Below are 21,921 nucleotides of genomic sequence, written 5' to 3' on the forward strand. Positions count from 1 at the left end.
CACCGTGATCACTTTGGCGTCGCTCACCCCCCCAGCATTTGATTGAGGATCTGGTTAGCCAGCTTCGGGTCCACCTTGCCGCCAGTGCGCTTCATCAGCTGGCCCACAAAGAAGCCCTGGAGCTTAGTTTTGCCGCCGCGGAAGGCGTCCACTTCCGCGGGGTGGGCGGCCAGCAGCTCGGCCACAACCGCCGTGATCGCTGTTGGGTCGCTGATCATGCCCAGGCCGCGCTGCTCCACGATCGCCTTGGCAGATCCTCCCTGCTCCAGCAGCTCCGGCAGGATCTCCTTGGCGATCTTGCCGCTGATCACGCCGCCCTCGATCAGCTGCACCATCTCGGCCAGCTGCTCAGGGCGGAGGGGCAACGCAGCGATCGGGAGCTTGTTGGCATTGACGTAGGCGGCGATGTCGCCGCTGATCCAGTTGGCAGCGGCCTTGGCATCGGCGCCAGCCGCCACAACCGCCTCGAAATAGGCGGCCATCGACCGCTCTTCGGTGAGCACTCGGGCGTCATAGATCGAGAGGCCCAGCTGGTCGGCGTAGCGGTGGCGCTTGGCGGCGGGCAACTCGGGCAGTTCGGCCCGCCAGGCCTCACGCTGGGTCTCGCTCACCTCAATCGGGCCGAGATCGGGATCGGGGAAGTAGCGGTAGTCGCTGGCGCCCTCCTTGGAGCGCATGCTCTTGGTGAGCTGCTTGCTCTCGTCCCAGAGGCGGGTTTCCTGCACCACCGGCTCACCGGTTTCATAGGCCTTGATCTGGCGCTGGATCTCGAAATCGATCGCCTTCTGGATCGCGGAGAAGGAGTTCATGTTCTTGATCTCCACCTTCGTACCGAAGGGCGCATCGGGGCCAAGCCGCACCGAGATGTTCACATCGCAGCGCAGGGAACCCTCCTGCATGTTGCCGTCGCTGACGCCCAGATAGCGCATGATCCGGCGAATCTCGGAGGCATATTCCGCAGCCTCGCGGCCGGTGCGCAGATCCGGCTTGCTGACGATCTCGGCCAGGGCCACGCCGGCGCGGTTGTAATCCACCAGCGAATAGCTGGAGCCCGCCAGGCGATCGCTGCCGGCATGCACCAGCTTGCCGGCGTCCTCCTCCATGTGCAGGCGCTCGATACCGATCTTTTTGAGGTAGGTGTCCTTGCCCTTTTCGGCCACTTCCACCTCGATCCAGCCATCTTCAGCGATCGGCTCGTCGTATTGGGAGATCTGGTAGTTCTTGGGGAGGTCGGGATAGAAATATTGCTTGCGATCAAATTTGCTGTGCTCAGCAATGTGCAGATTGAGGGCCATCGCCGCCTTCACGGCATACTCGAGCACCTTCTGATTCAGCACCGGCAAGGTGCCAGGCAGGCCACACACCACCGGATCGATGTGGGTGTTGGGGGCATCGCCGAAAGCGGTGGAGGCCGCGGTGAAGATCTTGCTAGCGGTGCCCAGCTGCACGTGGGTCTCCAGGCCGATCACGGCTTCCCACTCGCCTTGCCCTGTCGCCATGGATGCCCGGGTTCCAAGAAAGTTGATCCTATGGAATGGCACCGGGCTCAGGCGCCGTCAGCACCAAACCAGCTGGCCTCGAGCTGATCGAGGGCGGGCTGCTCCCCACCCTCGCGGGCTGCCCGCACGTCGGCCACCGCCAGGCAGGTGGCAAAGAGTTCTGCCCGCAACGGGGCTTCGGCTGCCGCCAGGACCTCAACAGCCGCTCCAAACTCCTCGGCGGAGGGCCGCTCCAGCCAGGCCAGCTGGCTGGCCAGTTGGGCAGGGCTGAAGGCTTCGGCAGGCTGGAGCTCTGCCTGGCGGGTGCAGAGGTAGGCGGCAATCAACTGCTTCTCGCGATGTTGGAAGAGACCATCGGCCTGGCCCATGCTCAGCAGCACGGTGAGTTCCGCACCCAGCAGGCGGCGCAGGGCATCGAGTCGACCCGCCCGGCTCTGGGAATAGCGCTGGCGCACCAGAGCTGGCAGGTCTGCGACCGGCAAACCGGTGGACAGGTCAAGGCAGCTCTCGATTCGTTCAGTAAGGAACTCCTGGAAACTGCCGCTCAAGCTGCAATGGGCCGCTAGCCGGGCCGGCTGGCCATCGGCATCGAGTTGCACTGTCTTGACAACGATCCTGCGGCAGCTGGCGATGCCCTCCGCATCGCGGTAGCTGATCTCGAGCTCGAGGTGAATCGCCCAGCTGGCCATCGCTGGTGGGGCTGCAATGGCCTGCCATCATCACCCTGAAGCCCCGGGCATAAGCGATGACCGGCCCCCCCAACCAGCCGCCAAGCCGCGAGCCGGTGCGGGTGCTGGTGTTGGGCGGTGGGCTGATCGGCTTGGCCATTGCCCACCAACTGGCCCGGCGCGGCCGCCGCGTCCAGGTGCTCAGCCGGCGCCGCAGCGAAGCGGCGGGCTTTGTGGCCGCCGGCATGCTGGCGCCCCACGCCGAGGGACTCGGCGGCGCAATGCTCGCCCTGGGCCAGGCCAGCCTGGCGCGCATCCCCGCCTGGGTGAAGCAGATCGAGGCCGACAGCGGCCTGGCCTGTGGCCTGCGCCCCTGCGGAATCGTGGTGCCCTTCCGCAGCAGCGCCGAACGGGACGCCTACCCCACCGCCGCCTGGGGCGAACCCCTGGGGCGGGCGAGCCTGGAGCGGGAGGTGCCGGGCATCGGCCCAAGCTGGCAAGCCGGGCTGCTGTTTAGCCAGGACGGCCAGATCGACAACCGCCGCCAACTGATGCGGGCCTTGGAGCGGGCCTGCGTGGGGATGGGGGTGAGTTTCCAGGAGGGGGACGAGGTGCTGGCCCTCGAGCGCAGCGGCGACGGCGCCCTGGCCGGGGTGCGGCTGCGCACGGCCGCAGGCGAAGAGCAGGGGCTGCCGGCCGAGCAGGCGGTGTTGGCCTGCGGCGCCTGGAGCGCCCGGCTGCTGGGCGAGCTGCCGGTGTTTCCGGTGAAGGGCCAGATGCTGTCGCTGCAGGCGCCACGCCAGGCCCTGCAGCGGGTGATCTTCGGCCCCGGCACCTACCTGGTGCCCCGGACCGATGGCCTGCTGGTGGTGGGCGCCACCAGTGAACCGGAGGCGGGCTTCAGCGAGGGGCTGTCGCCCGCTGGCCAACGCCAGCTGCAGGAGGGCCTCGAAGCCCTGCTGCCGGAAGCGGCCAGCTGGCCACCGATGGAGCGCTGGTGGGGCTTCCGGCCCTGCACTCCAGACCAGGGGCCGCTGCTGGGTGAAAGCGGCATCCCGGGGCTATGGCTGGCCACCGGCCACCACCGCAACGGCGTGTTGCTGGCGGCGATCACCGCCCAGCTGCTGGCAGGAGTGATCAGCGGATCAGCCAAGGCGGAAAACAAGGCCCTGCTGGAACCCTGGGGCCTGGGCAGGTTCCAGAGCTGAGTAGCTCAGTTGAGATATTCAGGCTGAGACCAACTGCTATTGGTTCACAAGCCCTCTGGGCGATGCTCCCTCGGGCGAACGGCAGTAACGCGTGGGCCTGGCCTAGCTGGATCCAGTTGCCCTCCCGCGTTGCCGGGCCAGCCCCAAGGGGACCTCCAGGCAACGTCGTTGAGATCACTACGGGCGCAGACTCCAGGGCACTTGCTGCGCTGCAGATTGCAGAAACCGTGGAAACACGGAGGTCTCGCCTGCAATACTGACGTACTATCGAGAGATCGCACCTGGCGCGCTCTCGTTACGCTGATGCAATCTGAAACCTCCCCAGCGCTGACTGGTTTGCCGCCGCGGCCCCGGCTGTTGGATCGTCAGGGCTGGTCAACCCTTCTGGCCGGTGCGCTACTCCTGCTGATCTCGTTCACATCGAACTTCGGCGATGAAAACCTCCTCCGCTTCAGCCGCCTCAAAACAGCTGACCAGATCGGACTATGTCTCCACCTTGCCGCCCTGGCGGCGCTTACTGGCGATGTTGAACTGGCGACCCGTCTACGACATCGAGCAAGAAACCGAGCGCTTGAGGATCAGCTCACTCGAAAGCGAGAAACGGTTGCTCGAGAACGAGAAGCGGCTGCTCGAGAGCGAGAAGCGCTTGAAGCAGTTGCAAGAGAGCGACGCCAGAATCGCGCGCTTCGAGCAGGAGCTCTTTTCCTCCTCGAACCCACCATCCTCCACCGGCGATTCCTCGCCTACATAGCCACCGAGCTGGCGGGCTGAGGCCTGGTTCCCTCCGAGACAGTCAAACGCTGAGGAACGACGCTACCTGCCATGATGTTTTAAAATGTCAAGTGCCTGATCAACTGCTTGGGTCTGTTCAGAGTCACGACATCATCCTGGGGATCCAGTTCGTGCTTGAGGGCATAGGAGATGCTCTCCACCACTGCGTTATCAACTTCCGCATCTGACTCTTAAACATGATCCACTCGAAGTAACTGTCAGTACTTCCAAGGCGATCCACAAAAGCCGCCAGGGTCAATTGATTACCGCAATTTATATCCAACGTCACCAACCAAAAGCTCTTCTTCGGTGGACTCCAAAAGGGAACCTCGAAAAATCAAGAATTTCACGCCTACAGAAGCTTGCAAAAAAACGCCTTGCGGCGCCAAAGGGTCTAATATATTGTACATCAAAATGGCTGAATTGACTCAAGCAGCTTCGTACTAATTATTGCTCATGCGAGTGCAAGCCCACGATCCTTCCTTAGAAGATATCGCAGGAAGTTGAATGTCAGGTTCTTGAGACCCCACCATGCTTTGTTTCTCTCAAGTCCAATCTTTTTAGTCATCTTGCCACCCATAGACATGGTCATGCAGCCAAAAACATGTTCCACACAAGCTCTTATTGCTGATTTAATACGGTTACGCTCTTTGGCTGCGTCGCTTAGCGGGTGATTGCGGCTGCCTTTTTCGTGAATGCAACTTTCAAAACCGCCAAGATTCAGTAGGTTTTCAAAGCACTCACCTGCATAGGCAGAATCTGCCCAAACATAATCATCTGTGTTCTCAGGATCGAGAAGCATTGGTAGCATCTGACTGTCATGGATATTGGCCGGTGTCACGGCATAGCGCCTGATAAATCCATGTTCCACGTCGATACAGATATTGTTCTTGTAGCCGTAGTGATTGATGCCGTTCTTTTTAACCCATCGCACATCCAAGTCCTTCTGCTGCAATCGGTCTGGGTTTTCGTCCCAGCCTTCAGGCATGCGATTCTCTTTGATCTCCTTGTTGTCTTCTCTGCTATTTCGCTGCCTTGGAACTGGTACTAGCGTTGCATCAATGATCTGACCGCCACGGGCTTCGAGACCTTGGGACCGAAGATATGACTCAAACTTTTCAAATAGCTCTTCGATCACTCCGGCCTTGCGAAGCCTTTCTCGAAAAAAGGCGAGAGTAGTAGCATCGGGAATATCGTTCATTACGCCTAAGCCAACAAACTCTTCAAAAGAACGGCGATCATTTACCTGGAATTCAGTTTCATCATCGCTCAAATTGAAAAGCTGTTGAAGCACCAGCATTTTGAAGAGGATCAGCGGATCAATTCTCCGCCGACCAGCATTGCTTTTGCGCTCTTGCGCATAACCTTTTTCGAGCAGTGGGCGAAATGATTCCCAAGGAATCGATTCGGAGAGTCGCTCAAGAACAGGCTTTTTAGTTTTGAGCTTTGGAACCCTATGCTGCTCGTCCCAGAAGCCTCTTTGGCCCATACCAGGGATGCAATTAACTGTCCAAATTATAAGCTATAGTCGCCTCAACGCAAGGGCTGATCGTATTTTTTGAGGTGCCCAAAACAAAGTCGACTGAATTGATGTCATTCCAGTTTCAGGCCACCCAACATGAAAAATCAGCCGCTTCATAAAACTACTGCCCACACTCTTCCTGTCAAACTTATCAGACCTTCATGTCAGGCTTCGTATCTCATGGCAAGCCCCGCCGCGCAATCAATGCTGATAGCCTTCACCACCCAGAACTCATCATTCCTGATTTCCACATCCGCGCTGCTCTGCGGCCGGCCAGCTCGATGCGAAGGTTCGGCATTCCAGAACGGGCAGCTTGTTGGGGCCGCCAGCGGAAAAACCACCGGGCTCACAACCATCAGAACTGGGTGATCAGCGGGATGCGGAGCTTGATGGCGGCGTCGTACAGCGTCTGGTAGACGCCGCTCACGATCAGCGCTTCCCGGGGGAAGTTGATCTTGGCCAGCAGTGCCTTATTGACGCTCACCACCTGCAGCGGCGCATTGAGCGCATCGATCAGGGTCGACCACAGCAGCGTGCCGGTGAACACAAACACCGGATAGGGCACCGGCGTGGGTGCCACCTGCACCACCTTGCTGCCGGTGAGGAACAGCCACACCACCGTGTTGGCCAGCGGGTTGATCAGGGCCCACAGCACCGCCAGCCGCCAGGCCAGTTCGCGGCCGGCCCAGAGCATGGCGGGATGCGCCAGGGGACTTTCGGGGGTGTAGTGGCGAACCTGAAGGGGTGGGGAGGTCAAGGGTTGGGGGTGGAGGTGGTGCGGTGGCTCAGGGTGAAGCCGCGCCAACGAGCTTGTCGCCGACCGGCGCATTGCATCATTGCGGAAGTTACCTGGGTAAATTTGTTGCATCAATGGATAGGACCGGGTGTCGACCAGGCGAGCCAGCGGCGATCCCAGGAAGCCGCCAGATGCGAACGTTGCAGCGCCGTCTGCGCGGGCACCGGCTGCGGCGCATTGAGGCGGAGATGGCAGGCAGCGATGAGCGGCAAGGCGATGAAGTCGAGTCGTAGGGGACGGGCACCGAATCGCAGGGCTCCCGATCGATCCGTTGCGTTGGTGCGGCCGGCCCCCGGGCGGGGTCCGAGGCCGGGCCCTCCCAGTGGGGGCGGTCCCGACACTGACCCCTAGGGCCTGAGTGCCGGAAACGAGAACGATGCCGTTGGCGCTGCGGTAACGCTGAGCAACACGATGGCTGATCGTTCGCGTGAACTCCTCTGGAGCCGACCTCAAGCTTGATGGCAGGCCACTGGACGGACGGATCCCAGTGTTACCAGGCGACTAGCAAAAGTGGTAACAGTTTATTGAGGCAAAGCGCCGGTCAACTTGATTGTCGCCGGACACGCGGGGGCGAGAATCTGGGGGCTGAAGGTCGTGCGGGGGCTGGTGGAGCTGGGCACTCGCTTGGCGGCGGCGGCCCAGGGGGTTGTTCTGGCTGGGCAACCTGACGGCCCAGGGTGGAGCGTCATCCGTTTTCAGGCCAGCCTTGTATCCAGCTGGAAGGGCTCCTGGTGCACCAGTGCCACCTGCTCCATGGCTGGGTGCAGGGGATTGAGCAGCAGGTTGCGCGCCTGCGGCACCACCACCGAGGGCAGCACCAAGCCCAGCTGCTGGCCCTCCCGCAGCCAGTCGCCACCAAAGGCGGCGCTGGCCTGGCCATGGGGGATGGCGTCCCAGCCCTCAGGCAATGCTGCGGGATCGGCTTTGGTGATCAGGTCTGAACGATCGGGCACCTCATAGGCACTCAACACCAGAGGGGCGGTGAGCACCCCGTTGAGATGCACCAGCACCTCCAGCACGGTGATTTCGGGTGTCAGTCCCAAGTACACCGCCCGCTGGCCCGGCTGGTTCCAGCGCTGGCCTTCGCGCGCCGCTCCCTGGCCCGTGAGATCACCGGCGTAGCGTGCCTTGCTCAGCCGCCAGGCACGAATCACACCCTGGTTCACACCGGGGCGCCCTGCTCCAGCGCCTGCAGCAGGCGCCGCACCTGGCCAGCGCCGATCGCCGTGCGGCAATGCCGCAGTGGGCTGGCTTGATGCAGCAGCGGGTGGGGCGCCTTCAGCCAGGCCTCCGTGCTGCCTGGCTGCTCAAACACGCCATAGGCTTGGCTCACTACCTGCATCAGTCGGTCCAGACGCTCGGAGGCCACCAGATCCAGGGCCGCCTGCTCGCGAGTGCGGCGCGCCATCGTGGCTTCCGAAAGAGCCACCAGTGGCTCTAACTCCGAAGGCTTGAGGTGCAGGTTCTGGCGCAAGGCCGCCAGCCAGCTGCTGCTCCAGCCCTGCTCAATCGCAGCCAGGCGCTGATGCTCATCCAGGCCGCCGAGCTCGGTCGCTCTTTGCCAGAAGGATTGGCCCAGGTCTGCCTCTTGGGCCGCGTCGCGCGCTGGGGCGGGGATCGCAGGAGCCATGGCCGTAGCGCTCAGGCGGGATCATTTGAAGCGATGCTAGCCTCAATTGACGCACCTCGGTGGGAGTCGGTCGGGTCGCGACCGCTCAGATCACGTCTGCAAAGCGCTTCTCCATGCGCCGGAACTGGCGCACACCGGTGATCGCCAGCAGCGCCACGATCGCCATCGACAGCCAGAAGCCCATGGGGTTGATGAAGGCCCCTTGCCCGATGATCGCCCAGCGGAACCCCTCGATCACGCCCACCATCGGGTTGAGCGCATAGAGCAGCTGCCATTTCTCGGGCACGATCGGGCTGGAAAAGCCCACCGGGCTCGCATACAACCCGAACTGCACCAGAAACGGCACCACATAGCGAAAATCCCGGTATTGCACATTCAGGCTGGCCAGCTATAGGCCGGTTTGATACCAGAGCATCAACCCGGCCAGGATCACAAACGAGATCAGAAAATCCACAAAGCTGGTGATCACCGCCGATGCCAGCACGATCAGCCTTCGGCTAGGTGAGCAGGTTGCTGTTGGCGATCAGGCGGTCGGAGCAGCTGCTCAGCGCTGCGGAGAAAAATTGCCAGGGCAGCATCGCCGCAAACACCAAAATCGCGCAGGGCGCATCCCCCTCGGTGGGCAGCTTGGGCAGTGCTGGCCGAGGTCGAGCGCCATCTGCCGCTCACTCACCTTGGGATCGACGATCTGCAGGATCGCCCCTCCAAGTGGCTTACGGATTGAGGAGGTGGAGACCCCAGATTTGGTGTGGTGGTGCGTCCGGGCTGGTGGTGCAGAGGGTTGTTGGTGGCTCAAGCGAGCGGCAAGGCCTGACGGGGTGCTGGAGCGCCGCGCAGCAGGCCGGCCACGCTCAGGTCCTCATCGAGGCTGGGCCAGTTGATGCCGTAGCCAGCGCCCGCGAGTGTCCAGGCGTCACGCTCTGCCGCCGTGGCATGCAGCAGACGGGGATACCAGGCCAGGGGGTCGGAAATCGAGCGCCCGGCCGCCAGCGAAACCACCAGCGCGTCGTCCGTGCAGTGCACGTGGGTGATGCGTTCGCCGGGGTTAGCCAAGGAACTCCCGACATGCTTTAAGCAGCGTAACGCTGTTGAGCTGAACCAGCCGCTGGATCGCGCGGAGCTCCCGAGCGCTGAAGCCCAGATTGCTGCTCATGGAGCCCCCGGTTTCAGGAAAGATGTCACCCCTTTGATCCATCCATCCGGGGGCTTGAGGACATGACCAATGCGCCGATACAGCGAGGCCGTTAAGGCTGATGTGAGGAGACGGATGCACCCGCCCCACAGGCAGAGCGTGGCCCGGATTTCAGAGGAGCTGGGCATTCACGTGATGACCCTCTACAAATGGAGGAAGGCCTGGCGGTTGCAGGGAGAGGTGGTGCCGGCATCCGAGAAGGAACCAGAGGGCTGGAACGCCGCCGACAAGTTCACGGTGGTGCTGGAAAGCGCCGGGCTCAATGCCACCGAACTCAGCGCCTACTGCCGCGAGCGGGGCCTGTTCCCTGAGCAGGTGAGCCGTTGGCGGCAGGCGGCCCAGGATGCCAACGCCAAGCCGGTGCTGACGATGGCCGAACAGAAGGAGCTCGAGAAGCTCCGCGCCCAGGACCAGCGGGAGATCAAAGCCCTCAGAAAGGAGCTGCAGCGCAAGGAGAAGGCCATGGCGGAGATGGCGGCTTTGCTGGTGCTGCAAAAAAAGTGGGATGCCTTCTGTTCGGAGGAAGAGGAAGGCTGACCAGCGCCGTGCACCGGCGGAAGGTGATCGAGCTGATCGGGGAGGCCAATGCTGCGGGCGCCGGCCTGGTGAGGGCCTGTGGTGTGATCGGCATCTGCCTGCGCACCCTCAAACGCTGGCGGAAGGCCTTCCTGGGTGATGGGGACGGCGTGGATCGCCGTAAAGGCAGTGCTCGGCTGGTGGGTCACCGCCTGAGCGAGGAAGAGCGCCAGCGAATCCTGCTGACGTGCAACCAGCCGGAGTACGCCGCGCTGCCGCCAGGGCAGATCGTGCCGGCACTGTCCGATCAAAAGCTCTTTATTGGTTCAGAGAGCAGCTTCTATCGGGTGCTGCACCAGGCGGGTCAGTGCCACCGCCGGGGGAGGGCCAGGCTGCCTCAAGAACCGCGCTCGGTGCCGCGCCTCAGGGCGGATGGCCCGAACCAGGTTTGGAGCTGGGACATCAGCTTCCTGCCGACCACGGTGCGGGGTGTGTGGCTCTACCTCTACCTGGTGATCGACGTCTGGAGCCGCAAAGTGGTGGCCTGGGATGTGGCCGAGGTGGAGTCGGCTCAGATCGCCGCGGATCTGGTGCAGCGGGCCTGCCTCAAGGAGCGCTACCACCGCCCCAACGGCTTTGGCCGCCGCCAGTGCCAGCAGCAGCCACTAATCCTCCACGCCGACAACGGCAATGCAATGCGCGGGGCGACGCTGGAATCACGGCTCGAGGAGATGGGCGTGCTCAGATCCTTCTCCCGGCCAAGGGTCTCAAACGACAACCCATACTCGGAATCCCTTTTCCGTACGGTCAAATACCGCCCCGACTACCCCAGCCGGCCATTCGCCAACAAAGAGGAGGCCTGTGAATGGGTGGCAGCATTTGTGGATTGGTACAACCACCGGCACCACCACAGCGCGATCAAATTCGTGACGCCCCACCAGCGCCACAGTGGAGCTGCCAAGGCCATTTGCCAGCAGCGCACTGATGTCTACGAGGCCGCCCGCCGTGCCAATCCAACGCGCTGGAGCGGTGCCACCCGCTGCTGGAGTCAACCGGCAGAAGTGTGGATAAACAAGCCAACAGAAGAGCCCGATCCGGTCCTGGCGCTACCCTTAATCAAGGCCGCCTGAATGGCAGCCAAGGAGTGACAACTTTCCTGAAAGTCACCGGAGCTGCCGCTTGGAAGTGTCAGAGATCCGAAGCTTCCAGGCCAATCTCTGTGATCACCTCATTGAGGCTGTAGGTCTTCTCTTTGCCCTCGCGGATGCGGTTCAGAGCCTCAGCGCCCAGAACGGCATCTTCAAGGTCGTCGAGGCCCTGCACGATCAGCTTATGAAGAACAGTGGCCTTGGCCCGGGCCCGTTACCTGAGCAAGGTGGTCCAACCGTACCACCACTGCTGGGTCCAGGTTGACCGAAGTGGTCACATGGCCTCGTGAATTGCTCCTTCAGGCTAATCGAGCTGATTGAAGACTGGCACCTTCGGGGCTGGGGCGCCAGGTGGCTCAGGGGGGAGCCCCAACGGTGGCTGCGCTGCTCAACGTCGAAAGCGGTGCAAACAGCTGTCAAGGTTCACTACAAGCTGTACAGAAGGCCGGACGCTGCTTTCAGGAGTTGGCGGCCAGCCCGGCGGCTTCGTGGTCATTCGCTCTCGGCAGCCATCAGCGGCACCCAGCGCGCCGCCCGGCCGCGGCCCTCCAGTTGCATCAGGCCTTCATCCGCCAGCTTCTGCAGCACCTGGCGGATCAATTCGCGGCTGATGCCAGGACAGTCCTGCTCAATGGAGCTCACGGGGAAGGGCAGCAGTTGGCGCAGGCAGGCCTCGCGCACCAGCTGACGCTTCTCAGCCCGTGGCACCGCCAGGCCCTCGCTCTGGCGAACATGCGCCAATGCATCGATGCGCTGCTCAAACTCCCGGTAGCCCCGCAGCAGCACGCCCCACAGGTAGCGGCACCACGGCAGCGGGTCATGCTGCTGTCCATGCCAACCGATGGACGAGGCCTCCAGGCTTTCGTAGTAGCCGGCGCGGGCGTCTTCCACCAACCGCTCCAGGCTGATGTAGCGGCCCAGAATCCAGTCGCTGCGGTAGAGCAGCAGCAGGGTGAGCAACCAGCCAACGCGCCCATTGCCATCCGTGAACGGATGAATGCAGAGGAAGTCGAGCAGGGCGAGCGGGATCCAGAGCAGTTCGTCGTTGCCGCGTCGCACCAGGGCCGATCTGATCTCGGCCATGAGGAGATCCATCGCCTGCGGCACAGCCACTGCATCGAGGCAGCGAAACCGCACCCGCAACACCTGTCCGTTGGCGTCGCGCTCCTGGATTTCATTGTTGGTGCTCTTCCACACCCCGCCCCGGCCGGTCGAATAGCTGGTGAGCCGTTGATGCAGCTGCAACAGCAAGCGCGGCTCCAGGGGCATCTCCGCGGCGTTCTCATTGATCAGGGCCAGAGCGTCGCGATAACCAGCCACCTCCTGCTCCGAGCGGTTGCGCATCTCGGCACCCTTGAGCACCAGCCGCTCCACCCGCGCCCGGGGCACAGCGATGCCCTCAAGGCGATTCGAGCTCTCGCTGCTCTCCACGAGAGCCACGGTGCGCAGGGCATCCAGGGCCTCTGGGCGCCGCCGCAAAAACAACTCCTGCCGGCCCTGGTGGCTGGCCAGGGCTACCAACATGGCGCCATCGGCTGCCGTGAGCCGCAGGCGCTCCAGCGCAGACGCAAAACCTTGATAGGCAGCCAATGCCAAGCCCAATAATGCCAACGAATGTGCTGGTTGGCGATTCTTGGGATCGCCGCTGCCGAGGCCGAGCGGGTGCTCAGGGTTGGTCCTTCTGGACAAGGGTTCTTTAGGCTGCAGTTCCTGCAGTGCTTGGTGGAAGCGGGCTTTGCGGGCAGCAAGAGGCTGAGTGGTTTGTTCGGGCGGGGGAGCCTGGCGGCTCAGGGGGGAGCTTCCCCTTGGAGGCTCTTCCGTGATCCCACGGATTTCAGGATGTGGGATCGCCGATAGGGTTGATCGAGACCCCACCCCCATGCGTGATCGATGGGCTACGTGCACGCCACCATTGAACTGAGCAACCCCAGGGAGCCAGATCTACAGCCGATCTCAGCTCAGGCCTTGGCTAATAGCGGTGCGCTGATGCTCTGTATTCCTGAACATCTGGCCCTGCAGCTCAACCTGCAACAGGAATCAGAGCGTGAAGTCACCGTTGCCGATGGCCCCCGGTTTCAGGAAAGATGTCACCCCTTTGATCCATCCATCCGGGGGCTTGAGGACATGACCAATGCGCCGATACAGCGAGGCCGTTAAGGCTGATGTGAGGAGACGGATGCACCCGCCCCACAGGCAGAGCGTGGCCCGGATTTCAGAGGAGCTGGGCATTCACGTGATGACCCTCTACAAATGGAGGAAGGCCTGGCGGTTGCAGGGAGAGGTGGTGCCGGCATCCGAGAAGGAACCAGAGGGCTGGAACGCCGCCGACAAGTTCACGGTGGTGCTGGAAAGCGCCGGGCTCAATGCCACCGAACTCAGCGCCTACTGCCGCGAGCGGGGCCTGTTCCCTGAGCAGGTGAGCCGTTGGCGGCAGGCGGCCCAGGATGCCAACGCCAAGCCGGTGCTGACGATGGCCGAACAGAAGGAGCTCGAGAAGCTCCGCGCCCAGGACCAGCGGGAGATCAAAGCCCTCAGAAAGGAACTGCAGCGCAAGGAGAAGGCCATGGCGGAGATGGCGGCTTTGCTGGTGCTGCAAAAAAAGTGGGATGCCTTCTGTTCGGAGGACGCGGAAGGCTGACCAGCGCCGTGCACCGGCGGAAGGTGATCGAGCTGATCGGGGAGGCCAATGCTGCGGGCGCCGGCCTGGTGAGGGCCTGTGGTGTGATCGGCATCTGCCTGCGCACCCTCAAACGCTGGCGGAAGGCCTTCCTGGGTGATGGGGACGGCGTGGATCGCCGTAAAGGCAGTGCTCGCCTGGTGGGTCACCGCCTGAGCGAGGAAGAGCGCCAGCGAATCCTGCTGACGTGCAACCAGCCGGAGTACGCCGCGCTGCCGCCAGGGCAGATCGTGCCGGCACTGTCCGATCAAAAGCTCTTTATTGGTTCAGAGAGCAGCTTCTATCGGGTGCTGCACCAGGCGGGTCAGTGCCACCGCCGGGGGAGGGCCAGGCTGCCTCAAGAACCGCGCTCGGTGCCGCGCCTCAGGGCGGATGGCCCGAACCAGGTTTGGAGCTGGGACATCAGCTTCCTGCCGACCACGGTGCGGGGTGTGTGGCTCTACCTCTACCTGGTGATCGACGTCTGGAGCCGCAAAGTGGTGGCATGGGATGTGGCCGAGGTGGAGTCGGCTCAGATCGCCGCGGATCTGGTGCAGCGGGCCTGCCTCAAGGAGCGCTACCACCGCCCCAACGGCTTTGGCCGCCGCCAGTGCCAGCAGCAGCCACTAATCCTCCACGCCGACAACGGCAATGCAATGCGCGGGGCGACGCTGGAATCACGGCTCGAGGAGATGGGCGTGCTCAGATCCTTCTCCCGGCCAAGGGTCTCAAACGACAACCCATACTCGGAATCCCTTTTCCGTACGGTCAAATACCGCCCCGACTACCCCAGCCGGCCATTCGCCAACAAAGAGGAGGCCTGTGAATGGGTGGCAGCATTTGTGGATTGGTACAACCACCGGCACCACCACAGCGCGATCAAATTCGTGACGCCCCACCAGCGCCACAGTGGAGCTGCCAAGGCCATTTGCCAGCAGCGCACTGATGTCTACGAGGCCGCCCGCCGTGCCAATCCAACGCGCTGGAGCGGTGCCACCCGCTGCTGGAGTCAACCGGCAGAAGTGTGGATAAACAAGCCAACAGAAGAGCCCGATCCGGTCCTGGCGCTACCCTTAATCAAGGCCGCCTGAATGGCAGCCAAGGAGTGACAACTTTCCTGAAAGTCACCGTGGCCGCTCAATGAAAGTCCCCTATGTGGGGCCCGTAGAAGTGGCCTTCCAGGATCGGATCTGCTTCGTTGGGGCCCTGGTGCTGGGTGACACCGTGCTGCTCGGTGCCGTGCCCATGGAAGACATGGACCTCACGATCAACCCCAGCCGCCAGCGACTGGAGCCCGATCCCCGCAGTCCAAACATCCCCCATGCCCTGGTGAAGTAGATCTCTCGGTGTGGGCGGCTGAAGCCATCGGGATGGCAAACCTGGATCGTGAAAGTTGGAGTGGTGATCAAGCGCTTGCTGCAGGACGGGGCCCGCTCTGCGAGCCGAGAGGTCGTGTTGGCCGAGATCCGCAGCGCCATTCCGTTCCATCTGAAGAGCCTGGCTGCTGAACGCCGGCGACTGGGGCATCAGCACCGTCCAGATTCCGTACAGGCTGTACGGACCCCTGCCGCTGACGTTTGGGTTTGAAACTTCGGGCTCCGGCGATCAGCGACAAGCCCCGCGATCGAGCGGCAGGAGCAGGCAATCAGGCGCACCTGCAACGCCTGCAGGCGCTGAAAGCCGGCATCACCCGTGATCATCACGGCATCGGGTGGGCGCAGCCAGCGCCACCACAGAAGCACTGAGCTCCACAACCAGCAGATCCGGCTAGGCAAACAACGCCTGAAAACGGTCCAGGCTGGCTTGATCGCCCCGCCACAACGGAGCCACACGACACTCCAGAACGCTGAGGCGGCATCACGGCCAGTGCGAGATCCCCATGGGGCCTCACCATCCACCAAATAGATCAGGGCACTGGCATCCAGGCAGGCAATCACCATTCGCGCTCAGCCGCCAGATCCGCATCGATCTCAGCCTTACGGCGCGGGCTCGTGGAAGGCGGCTGGGTCAGCAGCCACTGCAACGCCGATGCTGCGGCCCCAGGAGCTCGTGATGCCTGCAACTGCAGCTGGCGGTAGTGCTGCTCACTCAGCACCACAGCGGCAGATCGGTTGCGCTTCAACAGATACACCAGGCCATGCTGCAGCGCCTGCTCAATCGCTGCGATCCGACGGCGGTTCAGCTCCGCTGAGGTGAGCGCGTTCTGCTGATCTTTGGAACAGCGGTCGCGGGGCCAAGTGCATACACGCGTGGGGGGATTAAGGGGGTGTTGCTTTGGGCTGGAGCTCGTGAGGAGGCTGATGGCGGCGGGCACTCGCATGGCGGCGGCGGCCCAGGGGTTTGGTCAGGCTGGGGAAGCTGACGGCTCTGGAGGAAGCGCCGGCCCCATGTGTCGGGGTTTTGTACAAGCTGTACAGAAGGCCGGACGCTGCTTTCAGGAGTGGGCGGCCAGCCAGGCGGCTTTCGGGGGCATGGAGGCGAACCTGAAGGGGTGGGGGTTGGTGGTCATGGGATGGCCTCCCGGCCCGTGCTGGGTTCGGTGATGCGGCCGATGATTCCCACCCGTTCACCCCGCCGGATCGCGCTGGTTTCAGGGCTCGCGGCTTGGATCTGGGGGGAAAGGGTTGATCAGGCTGATTGTGGTGTCGCTGAAATGGCGCACGTTGCGCGTGGCCAGCCGGGCCCCGTGGGCGAGGGCAATGCCAGCAATAAGAGTGTCGCGCAGATCGACGCTGCAGCCTCGCGTTTGTCGTTGCGCCGCCAGCACAGCCGCTTGCTCAGCCGCCACGCCATCCAGAGGCGCGATCCGCTCCTGAATCAACTCGCCGATCAACCGGTTGAGGCCCTGCTCCAGCTTGCTGCGGCGGCGTGGATCGGGATGGATCGCCGCTCCATAGCGAAGCTCAAACACCACCACACTCGGCAGCCACACCTGGCGAGGGTCCTGCTGATCCAACCACTGCAGCACGTGCCGCTCTGGCTGCTGCAGCATCAGGGCCGACACCACATTGGTGTCGAGCAGGATCATGGTGCAAAGACAGCGGGGCGGGCGGATTGTCCGCGCCACTCGCCAATCGGCTCCTCCAGTACGGCATCCACAAACAGCGCCGCCATGCGCGTGCCCAGCCCCTCGGTTTCACCATTGGTGTCGTGATCGCTGGCCAGCGCCCGGGCCAGAATCACGCGTGCTTCTTCTTCCATGCTACGGCCATGGCGCTGGGCGCGACGCCTGAGGGCTTCCTTCACCGCCAGGTCGAGCTGGCGCACCAGCAATTGGGCCACGTTGCCAACCAATTTAGGCTGTTATCATGCTAGCAGCGGTGGCGAGGAGGATGGTCAGATCACATCCGCAAAGCGCTTCTCCATCCGCCGGAAAAGGCCAGAGCTGCCTTCAGCGGCAGCCACTGACGCTGGGCGTTGAGGCCGGCCTCGCGGAGCGCCATCACACCGGGGTGAACGTCTATCCGACCTGGATCTCGGTGGCGGTGACTCAGCACTTCGTTCGGGCTGGGGGGCTCGGAGGCTCGGGGGAAAGCACCTGCTTCATGTGCCGGGGTTTGGTACAAGCTGTACAGAAGGCCGGACGCTGCTTTCAGGAGTGGGCGGCCAGGTCGGCCGGACCTTGAAAGTCGAGCAGAGCTACTCCTTCTCTTCGAGAGCCTGCGGCGATGGAGAAGGCTGCGCCTACAGCCAGCTCTTCAAGTAGCTCTAGGGGCAGGGCCTGGATCGAGGCAGCGGTGGCTTCGCTGAGGGGTCAGCGGCGGCGGGCCAGGAAGCGGAGGGTGACCTTGGCTTCGCCTTGGTGTGGTGGATGGATATGCGCGCGGGGGACGCCGGAGATCAGCGTGATGAGCTCCTCGCTAACTTCTAGCAATCGTTAAACGATTCGAACCACAAGAACAGTGGCTGGATCAAGGAAAGCGAGCCAGGATCTGCGATTACCTTAGTCCCTGACTGGCGCCAAGATGGGCAAAAACCGCAGCAACGCGAAAACGCAAGTGCGGCCCCAATCCACACGGAATCCGCCATGAAGCCACGACGCAAGACGGGCTTAAACATCTGAGTGCCGCCATCTAAGCCAGAAAAGTGGCGTGATGCAATTGCGGAGAAAAAGCCAAAAAGCTATCCTGGGAAGGATTGACAAATGAATCCCTGTAGAACTCACTCAACAAAGTAGATTGCCAATGCAAATCTGCGCAAAAAATTGTTTTTTAGCTTCAGATCCCACCAAAAGCCCAGCTGTTATCTTTGTCAAGTCGGGCGCCACCCAAGTTCGCTACGAAAAATTGCTAACCCCAGAAAATCACATCGCAGCCTCTAGCGGCGTCCCATGGAGTGGTGTAACTCAGGGGGGTCAGCCCCGGCTACGCCGGGGCTGACGGTTCGCCTCCCTCAGACATCAGCTGTGGCAATGGGTGCGCCGGTCTGTGACCCTGTTTGGAGCACTACCACCAAACCAAACACAGACCATGACCCTTACCCATAGTGGCGCCTCCGAGCTGGCTCAGCTCATGGAGGGCACCACCGCTGGCGCCCTGATCCCTGAAATCGTGCGCCGGGGCTTCCAGGATCTGCTGGAAGCCGAGGTTTCAGCCCTTACCGGCGCTCAACTCCATGAGCGCTGTCCTGATCAGCGGTCCACCCACCGCAACGGCTACCGCCAGCGGCTGCTCACCACCCAGGTAGGCGACATCAGCCTGGCCGACCCGCCGGGTAGCCCCGGGGAACTTCCCCCCGAGGCCCCCACAGATCCGTACGTGACACTCTCGCGTCATACGGCTCCTGTCATCCAGCCACTGCCCGCTCACCGTGCCAATGGGCAAACAGGCCAGGGCGCTGTTGGCCAATCCGCGTCAGGAGCTCACGGCTGCGGCGATGCTTACGCCGCAGTCGTTGGTGCTTCTGCCGCAGCCAGGCGCTCAGCTCCTGATTTAGGTAGCTGAACAACTTGGCCCTCAGCTCCGTTGGATAGAACCTGCCGTAGTACTGGATCCAGCCCCGCAGGATCGGATTCAGTCGTCTGGCAAGCTCCTCCAACGGCAGATAGGTCTGTCGACGCAGATCAATCTGCCGGATCCTGTCCCGCATGCGCTTAAGCGCCTGCGGACTCACCGCCGGCAGGAAGCTCGTAAAGATCTCCCCATGCCGGTTCTTGGCCATACGCGGCCGGAAGCAATAGCCCAGAAACGTGAACTGAATCCGAGGAAACTGACCACGACGGCTGCTGTCCTTGCAATAGACCACCTGGGTCTTCTGCGGATGCAGCGTGAGCCCGCAGGATGCGAATCGCTCCTGCAAGGCCGCCATGAGCCGTTCGCACTCGGCGAGGCTGTGGCAGTGGCAGATCACATCGTCTGCATAGCGCTCAAACGGGATGTGCGGAAAACTCCGCCACATCCAGGAGTCAAACGCATAATGCAGATACAGATTGGCAAGTGTCCGCCGACAATGAAGTTGGCCGGTCGGCGACAAGCTCGTTGGCCGGTGGGGTGAGTGCTGGAGACCCTGGTGCCGATGCGCAGGGACCAGGTGATGCCGGCACCACTGACAAGCCACCAACGCAATCTGTTCATGACGAAACGACGAGGCGGCAGCAGCCAGGAGGCTGCTGCCGCGGCGGCGGGCATCTCAGTGCGCAGTGCTCGCCGGATTGAATGCAATCAGCTGCAGCCGCGGGCGAACCAGCCCCGTGGCCGCACCCGCCCCGATCCGCTGGTAGGGGTATGGGAGGAGGAGCTGGTGCCGTTGCTGCAGCGCTCACCCGCGCTGACGCCGATCACGCTCCTGGAGCATCTGCAGCAGCAGAAACCTGATGTGGACTGGATTCCGCTACAGCGCACCCTGCAGCGCCGGGTGCGGGAGTGGAAGGCACTGCACGGCCCGGCGCCGGAGGTGATCTTCCCTTTGAGCTATGAGCCTGGCGAAATTGCCTTCTGTGACTTCACCCAGCTCAAGGGGGTGGAGGTGACGATCGCCGGCCAGGTGTTCCCCCATCTGCTGTTCCACTACCGCCTGGCCTGGAGCGGCTGGAGCTATGCGCAGGTGGTCCAGGGCGGCGAGAGTTTTGCAGCCCTCTCCGAGGGTCTGCAGAACGCTCTGGCTGCCTGCGGCGGGGTGCCAGGTGAACTGCGCACCGACCGGTTATCAGCAGCGTGCCGTAACCGCAACGGCAGTTTCAGCTCCGACATCACCCGCCGTTATCACGCCCTCTGCAGCCACTACAGCCTGGCCTACAGCCGCAACAACCTGGGGGTGGCGCATGAGAACGGCCGTGTGGAGAGTCCCCATGGCCATCTCAAGCGGCGGATCGAGCAGGCGTTGCTGCTGCGCGGCAGCAGTGATTTCGAGTCGCTGGCTGAATACCAGGCTTTTCTGGCCGCGGTGATTGACCAGTACAACAGGCCGCGCCTGATCCGGCTGGAGCAGGAGCAGGCGGCGCTGCGGCCACTACCGCGGTTTCGTTTTGCCGACTACGACATTGAACAGCTCACGGTGCGGCGCACCAGCACGATCGAGGTACGCAGAGTCGTGTATTCGGTGCCGCCGCGGCTGACGGTGCGGATCTTCCACGACCGGCTGCAGCTGCTTCTGGGCCGGCAGATCGCCTGCGAACTGGAGCGGCGCCACGGCGGTGTCGAGCGTCATGGGCGGGCGTGGAGCATCGATCTGGAGCACCTGATCGATGCGCTCAGGCGAAAACCCCGGGCATTGCTGCACTGCAGTTACCAGCGGGAGCTGTTCCCCGATGAGCGCTGGTGGCAGCTGTGGCAGCAGCTGCGCAATGGCGGTGACCGTGACGCCGCCGCCCGATTGATGGTCGAGGCGCTGTATGTGGGCTGCCGCCTGGCGGGCTACGAGCCAGTGCTGGGTTGGCTCGAGAAGGCCCATCAACGGCAAGGGCTGTCGCTGGCGGCGCTGCAGCAACGCTTCCGGCTGCCGCCCCATCGCCCCCACCCACCGCAACGCATTCCCCAACACAGCCTGCAGAGCTATGACGACCTCCTTGCCCTCCATCCCGCGGCCCCAGGCGGCGGAAGCCGCCCTGCCGATCCTGCTGCGACAGCTGCGGTTGGCATGGATCCGCTGCCACTGGCAGAGCATCGCCTCGCAGGCTGAGGGCGAGGGCTGGAGCCCCAGTCAGTTTCTCTATGCCCTGTGCGAGCAGGAAATGGAGCAACGCCAGCAGGCCCGCCAGCACCGGCTGCTGCGCGCGGCCCAGCTGCCCTGGAGCAAAGCGCTGGCGGACTACGACCATGGCGGCCGGATCGAGGCGCACCGATGGCAGGAACTGGAGGCCTTGAGCCGCCAGAGCGAGTGGCTGCAGCGGGGCGAGAACGTGCTGCTGTTCGGCCCCAGCGGTGTGGGCAAGACGCACCTGGCGGTCGGCATCGCCTTGGCGCAGATCGGCCTGGATCAGGCCTGCCGCTTCTATCCCGCCACGAGCCTGGTGCAGGAGCTGCAGAAGGCCCGCGCCGAATACAACCTGCCGGCAGCGCTGGAGCGGCTGGATCGCTACCCGCTGCTGCTGATCGATGACATTGGCTATGTGCGGCGGGATGAACAGGAGAGCAGCGTGCTGTTTGAGCTGATCTGCCACCGCTACGAGCGCCGATCGCTGCTGATCACCGCCAATCAGCCGTTCACCGCCTGGGATGAGATCTTCCCCAGCAGCTCAATGACCGTGGCGGCGGTGGACCGGCTGGTGCACCACTGCCACATCGTCGAGATCAGCGGCGACAGCCACCGCCGCGCCCAAGCAAGCCGGCGCAGCGGCAGCAAATAGCCACAGCAGCCGTAGAGAAGCGGAGAACAGCCCGGGAGATTGTCGTCCGGCGACAACCTGGTGCCGATGGTGCCAGACCCCGGCGGGGAGCTCCGCGCTGCCGGCGGACTGTGCGGTCCGCCGGCTCGTGCGCTCCAGGGCAAGGCTCAGCAGAGGTCTCGGCGCCTAACCGGCCAACGTGGTTGTCGCCTGGTGCCGATCAGAGGAAGTCAGTGCTGGCAATGGCTCGGACTGATGTGTGGCTCAGTTTTCGTGTCGCCTCCAGCGTCATCGCCCCCCAGTTGTCGCCGGCGACAACTGGGGGGCGATCAGTTCCCCTCACCGGCCAACTTGATTGACGCCAATCGGCCAAGGGGGTTGACGCGGGACAGGCAAGCAATGGACTGATGACACCACCCTGGGGCGTGCCACTGGTCCGTTCCTGGAGAGACCCATCCGGCAATTCCACCGGTGCCTCCAACCATCGCCGCAGATACAGCAGCACCCAGCGCTCGGAGGTATGAAACCGGAGGGCCCGCATCAGGAGGTCATG

At 63.0% G+C, this 21,921-nt stretch carries 21 protein-coding genes and 4 pseudogenes; 9 read left to right on the top strand and 16 right to left on the bottom strand.

What is annotated here, in order from left to right; translation table 11 throughout:
• Positions 1 to 23 precede the first annotated feature (23 nt).
• Both gatB and H8F27_RS06120 read right to left on the bottom strand, forming a co-directional pair.
• Positions 24 to 1,499 carry an Asp-tRNA(Asn)/Glu-tRNA(Gln) amidotransferase subunit GatB gene (gene gatB, locus H8F27_RS06115; RefSeq protein WP_197152200.1) on the bottom strand — a complete coding sequence of 492 codons (1,476 nt, stop codon included), beginning with the start codon at positions 1,497 to 1,499 and terminating at the stop codon, positions 24 to 26.
• A gap of 47 nt (positions 1,500 to 1,546) precedes the next feature.
• Positions 1,547 to 2,188 carry a hypothetical protein gene (locus H8F27_RS06120; RefSeq protein WP_197152202.1) on the bottom strand — a complete coding sequence of 214 codons (642 nt, stop codon included), beginning with the start codon at positions 2,186 to 2,188 and terminating at the stop codon, positions 1,547 to 1,549.
• Between the two features lie 56 nt (positions 2,189 to 2,244).
• On the opposite strand from H8F27_RS06120, the gene H8F27_RS06125 reads away from it, so the two are divergent.
• Both H8F27_RS06125 and H8F27_RS06130 read left to right on the top strand, forming a co-directional pair.
• A complete protein-coding gene (locus tag H8F27_RS06125) occupies positions 2,245 to 3,375 on the top strand; it encodes an FAD-dependent oxidoreductase (protein WP_197152211.1) in 1,131 nt (376 codons plus the stop codon).
• Between the two features lie 433 nt (positions 3,376 to 3,808).
• Positions 3,809 to 4,126 carry a DUF5320 domain-containing protein gene (locus tag H8F27_RS06130; RefSeq protein ID WP_197152212.1) on the top strand — a complete coding sequence of 106 codons (318 nt, stop codon included), beginning with the start codon at positions 3,809 to 3,811 and terminating at the stop codon, positions 4,124 to 4,126.
• A gap of 474 nt (positions 4,127 to 4,600) precedes the next feature.
• On the opposite strand, the gene H8F27_RS06135 is transcribed toward H8F27_RS06130, so the two are convergent.
• The 7 genes and pseudogenes from H8F27_RS06135 to H8F27_RS06165 all read right to left on the bottom strand — a co-directional run bounded on the left by H8F27_RS06135 (position 4,601) and on the right by H8F27_RS06165 (position 9,147).
• Positions 4,601 to 5,635, bottom strand: a complete 1,035-nt coding sequence (locus tag H8F27_RS06135) for an IS5 family transposase (protein WP_197152213.1) — start codon at positions 5,633 to 5,635, stop codon at positions 4,601 to 4,603.
• Between the two features lie 197 nt (positions 5,636 to 5,832).
• Positions 5,833 to 6,018 (bottom strand): hypothetical protein, encoded by a 186-nt coding sequence (locus H8F27_RS06140; RefSeq protein ID WP_197152214.1) that lies wholly within the window; start codon positions 6,016 to 6,018, stop codon positions 5,833 to 5,835.
• A 5-nt stretch (positions 6,019 to 6,023) separates the two neighbouring features.
• Positions 6,024 to 6,425 (bottom strand): hypothetical protein, encoded by a 402-nt coding sequence (locus H8F27_RS06145; protein ID WP_197152215.1) that lies wholly within the window; start codon positions 6,423 to 6,425, stop codon positions 6,024 to 6,026.
• 734 nt (positions 6,426 to 7,159) lie between these two features.
• Positions 7,160 to 7,630 (bottom strand): RES family NAD+ phosphorylase, encoded by a 471-nt coding sequence (locus tag H8F27_RS06150; protein ID WP_197152216.1) that lies wholly within the window; start codon positions 7,628 to 7,630, stop codon positions 7,160 to 7,162.
• A complete protein-coding gene (locus H8F27_RS06155) occupies positions 7,627 to 8,094 on the bottom strand; it encodes an antitoxin Xre/MbcA/ParS toxin-binding domain-containing protein (RefSeq protein WP_197152217.1) in 468 nt (155 codons plus the stop codon). The genes H8F27_RS06150 and H8F27_RS06155 overlap by 4 nt, the downstream gene beginning before the upstream one ends.
• A gap of 85 nt (positions 8,095 to 8,179) precedes the next feature.
• Positions 8,180 to 8,729, bottom strand: a pseudogene (locus H8F27_RS18220) (ABC transporter permease); the annotation flags it as partial.
• A gap of 157 nt (positions 8,730 to 8,886) precedes the next feature.
• Positions 8,887 to 9,147 (bottom strand): DUF2442 domain-containing protein, encoded by a 261-nt coding sequence (locus H8F27_RS06165; RefSeq protein WP_197152220.1) that lies wholly within the window; start codon positions 9,145 to 9,147, stop codon positions 8,887 to 8,889.
• A gap of 169 nt (positions 9,148 to 9,316) precedes the next feature.
• Between H8F27_RS06165 and H8F27_RS06170 the strand changes: the two are divergent.
• Positions 9,317 to 10,932 (top strand): annotated as a pseudogene (locus tag H8F27_RS06170) (IS3 family transposase).
• Positions 10,933 to 10,990: 58 nt separating this feature from the next.
• Here H8F27_RS06170 and H8F27_RS17975 read toward each other — a convergent pair.
• Positions 10,991 to 11,125, bottom strand: coding sequence for a hypothetical protein (locus H8F27_RS17975; RefSeq protein WP_255517744.1), 135 nt, complete (start codon positions 11,123 to 11,125; stop codon positions 10,991 to 10,993).
• A gap of 317 nt (positions 11,126 to 11,442) precedes the next feature.
• On the bottom strand, positions 11,443 to 12,546 hold the full coding sequence (locus H8F27_RS06175; RefSeq protein WP_197152233.1) for a Fic family protein: 1,104 nt from the start codon (positions 12,544 to 12,546) through the stop codon (positions 11,443 to 11,445).
• A gap of 294 nt (positions 12,547 to 12,840) precedes the next feature.
• On the opposite strand from H8F27_RS06175, the gene H8F27_RS06180 reads away from it, so the two are divergent.
• From H8F27_RS06180 to H8F27_RS06190, 3 genes and pseudogenes are all read left to right on the top strand, one after another.
• Entirely contained in the window at positions 12,841 to 13,107 is a 267-nt protein-coding gene (locus H8F27_RS06180) for a hypothetical protein (protein ID WP_197152235.1), read from the top strand.
• Positions 13,082 to 14,697 (top strand): annotated as a pseudogene (locus tag H8F27_RS06185) (IS3 family transposase). Before H8F27_RS06180 ends, H8F27_RS06185 begins: the two are co-directional and overlap by 26 nt.
• Positions 14,698 to 14,746: 49 nt before the next feature.
• On the top strand, positions 14,747 to 14,944 hold the full coding sequence (locus H8F27_RS06190) for a hypothetical protein (protein ID WP_197152236.1): 198 nt from the start codon (positions 14,747 to 14,749) through the stop codon (positions 14,942 to 14,944).
• Positions 14,945 to 15,539: 595 nt separating this feature from the next.
• On the opposite strand, the gene H8F27_RS06195 is transcribed toward H8F27_RS06190, so the two are convergent.
• The 3 genes from H8F27_RS06195 to H8F27_RS06205 form a co-directional block, all read right to left on the bottom strand.
• On the bottom strand, positions 15,540 to 15,926 hold the full coding sequence (locus H8F27_RS06195) for a hypothetical protein (RefSeq protein ID WP_197152237.1): 387 nt from the start codon (positions 15,924 to 15,926) through the stop codon (positions 15,540 to 15,542).
• A gap of 270 nt (positions 15,927 to 16,196) precedes the next feature.
• The gene (locus H8F27_RS06200; RefSeq protein ID WP_197152238.1) at positions 16,197 to 16,634 is read right to left on the bottom strand and encodes a type II toxin-antitoxin system VapC family toxin; all 438 of its coding nucleotides are present in this window, start codon (positions 16,632 to 16,634) and stop codon (positions 16,197 to 16,199) included.
• Positions 16,631 to 16,888: a plasmid stabilization protein gene (locus H8F27_RS06205; RefSeq protein ID WP_197152239.1), complete on the bottom strand. Its 258-nt coding sequence runs from the start codon at positions 16,886 to 16,888 to the stop codon at positions 16,631 to 16,633. Before H8F27_RS06205 ends, H8F27_RS06200 begins: the two co-directional genes overlap by 4 nt.
• A gap of 1,229 nt (positions 16,889 to 18,117) precedes the next feature.
• On the opposite strand from H8F27_RS06205, the gene H8F27_RS18225 reads away from it, so the two are divergent.
• On the top strand, positions 18,118 to 18,549 hold the full coding sequence (locus tag H8F27_RS18225; RefSeq protein WP_370594501.1) for a transposase: 432 nt from the start codon (positions 18,118 to 18,120) through the stop codon (positions 18,547 to 18,549).
• Here H8F27_RS18225 and H8F27_RS06210 read toward each other — a convergent pair.
• Positions 18,482 to 19,162, bottom strand: a pseudogene (locus H8F27_RS06210) (group II intron maturase-specific domain-containing protein); the annotation flags it as partial. The gene H8F27_RS18225 and the pseudogene H8F27_RS06210 overlap by 68 nt on opposite strands.
• Between H8F27_RS06210 and istA the strand changes: the two are divergent.
• On the top strand, positions 19,100 to 20,722 hold the full coding sequence (gene istA / locus H8F27_RS17490; RefSeq protein ID WP_231596551.1) for an IS21 family transposase: 1,623 nt from the start codon (positions 19,100 to 19,102) through the stop codon (positions 20,720 to 20,722). The pseudogene H8F27_RS06210 and the gene istA sit on opposite strands and share 63 nt — an antisense overlap.
• On the top strand, positions 20,676 to 21,389 hold the full coding sequence (istB, locus tag H8F27_RS06215; protein WP_231596186.1) for an IS21-like element helper ATPase IstB: 714 nt from the start codon (positions 20,676 to 20,678) through the stop codon (positions 21,387 to 21,389). Before istA ends, istB begins: the two co-directional genes overlap by 47 nt.
• A gap of 199 nt (positions 21,390 to 21,588) precedes the next feature.
• Here istB and H8F27_RS06220 read toward each other — a convergent pair whose 3' ends face one another.
• A complete protein-coding gene (locus H8F27_RS06220; protein ID WP_197152241.1) occupies positions 21,589 to 21,909 on the bottom strand; it encodes a hypothetical protein in 321 nt (106 codons plus the stop codon).
• Between the last annotated feature and the right edge of the window lie 12 nt (positions 21,910 to 21,921).

Source organism: Synechococcus sp. CBW1108 (genome assembly GCF_015840335.1).
Taxonomy (GTDB): Bacteria; Cyanobacteriota; Cyanobacteriia; order PCC-6307; family Cyanobiaceae; genus Cyanobium_A.

Coding starts and splice junctions, on each gene's coding strand:
- H8F27_RS06200 (WP_197152238.1), bottom strand. CDS start 16,634: ATGATCCTGCTCGACACCAATGTGGTGTCGGCCCTGATGCTGCAGCAG.
- H8F27_RS06120 (WP_197152202.1), bottom strand. CDS start 2,188: ATGGCCAGCTGGGCGATTCACCTCGAGCTCGAGATCAGCTACCGCGAT.
- H8F27_RS06155 (WP_197152217.1), bottom strand. CDS start 8,094: ATGGCTCCTGCGATCCCCGCCCCAGCGCGCGACGCGGCCCAAGAGGCA.
- H8F27_RS06220 (WP_197152241.1), bottom strand. CDS start 21,909: ATGCGGGCCCTCCGGTTTCATACCTCCGAGCGCTGGGTGCTGCTGTAT.
- H8F27_RS18225 (WP_370594501.1), top strand. CDS start 18,118: ATGGAGGGCACCACCGCTGGCGCCCTGATCCCTGAAATCGTGCGCCGG.
- gatB (WP_197152200.1), bottom strand. CDS start 1,499: ATGGCGACAGGGCAAGGCGAGTGGGAAGCCGTGATCGGCCTGGAGACC.
- H8F27_RS06125 (WP_197152211.1), top strand. CDS start 2,245: ATGACCGGCCCCCCCAACCAGCCGCCAAGCCGCGAGCCGGTGCGGGTG.
- H8F27_RS06180 (WP_197152235.1), top strand. CDS start 12,841: ATGGGCTACGTGCACGCCACCATTGAACTGAGCAACCCCAGGGAGCCA.
- H8F27_RS06135 (WP_197152213.1), bottom strand. CDS start 5,635: ATGGGCCAAAGAGGCTTCTGGGACGAGCAGCATAGGGTTCCAAAGCTC.
- H8F27_RS06130 (WP_197152212.1), top strand. CDS start 3,809: ATGAAAACCTCCTCCGCTTCAGCCGCCTCAAAACAGCTGACCAGATCG.
- H8F27_RS06195 (WP_197152237.1), bottom strand. CDS start 15,926: ATGCGAGTGCCCGCCGCCATCAGCCTCCTCACGAGCTCCAGCCCAAAG.
- H8F27_RS06190 (WP_197152236.1), top strand. CDS start 14,747: ATGAAAGTCCCCTATGTGGGGCCCGTAGAAGTGGCCTTCCAGGATCGG.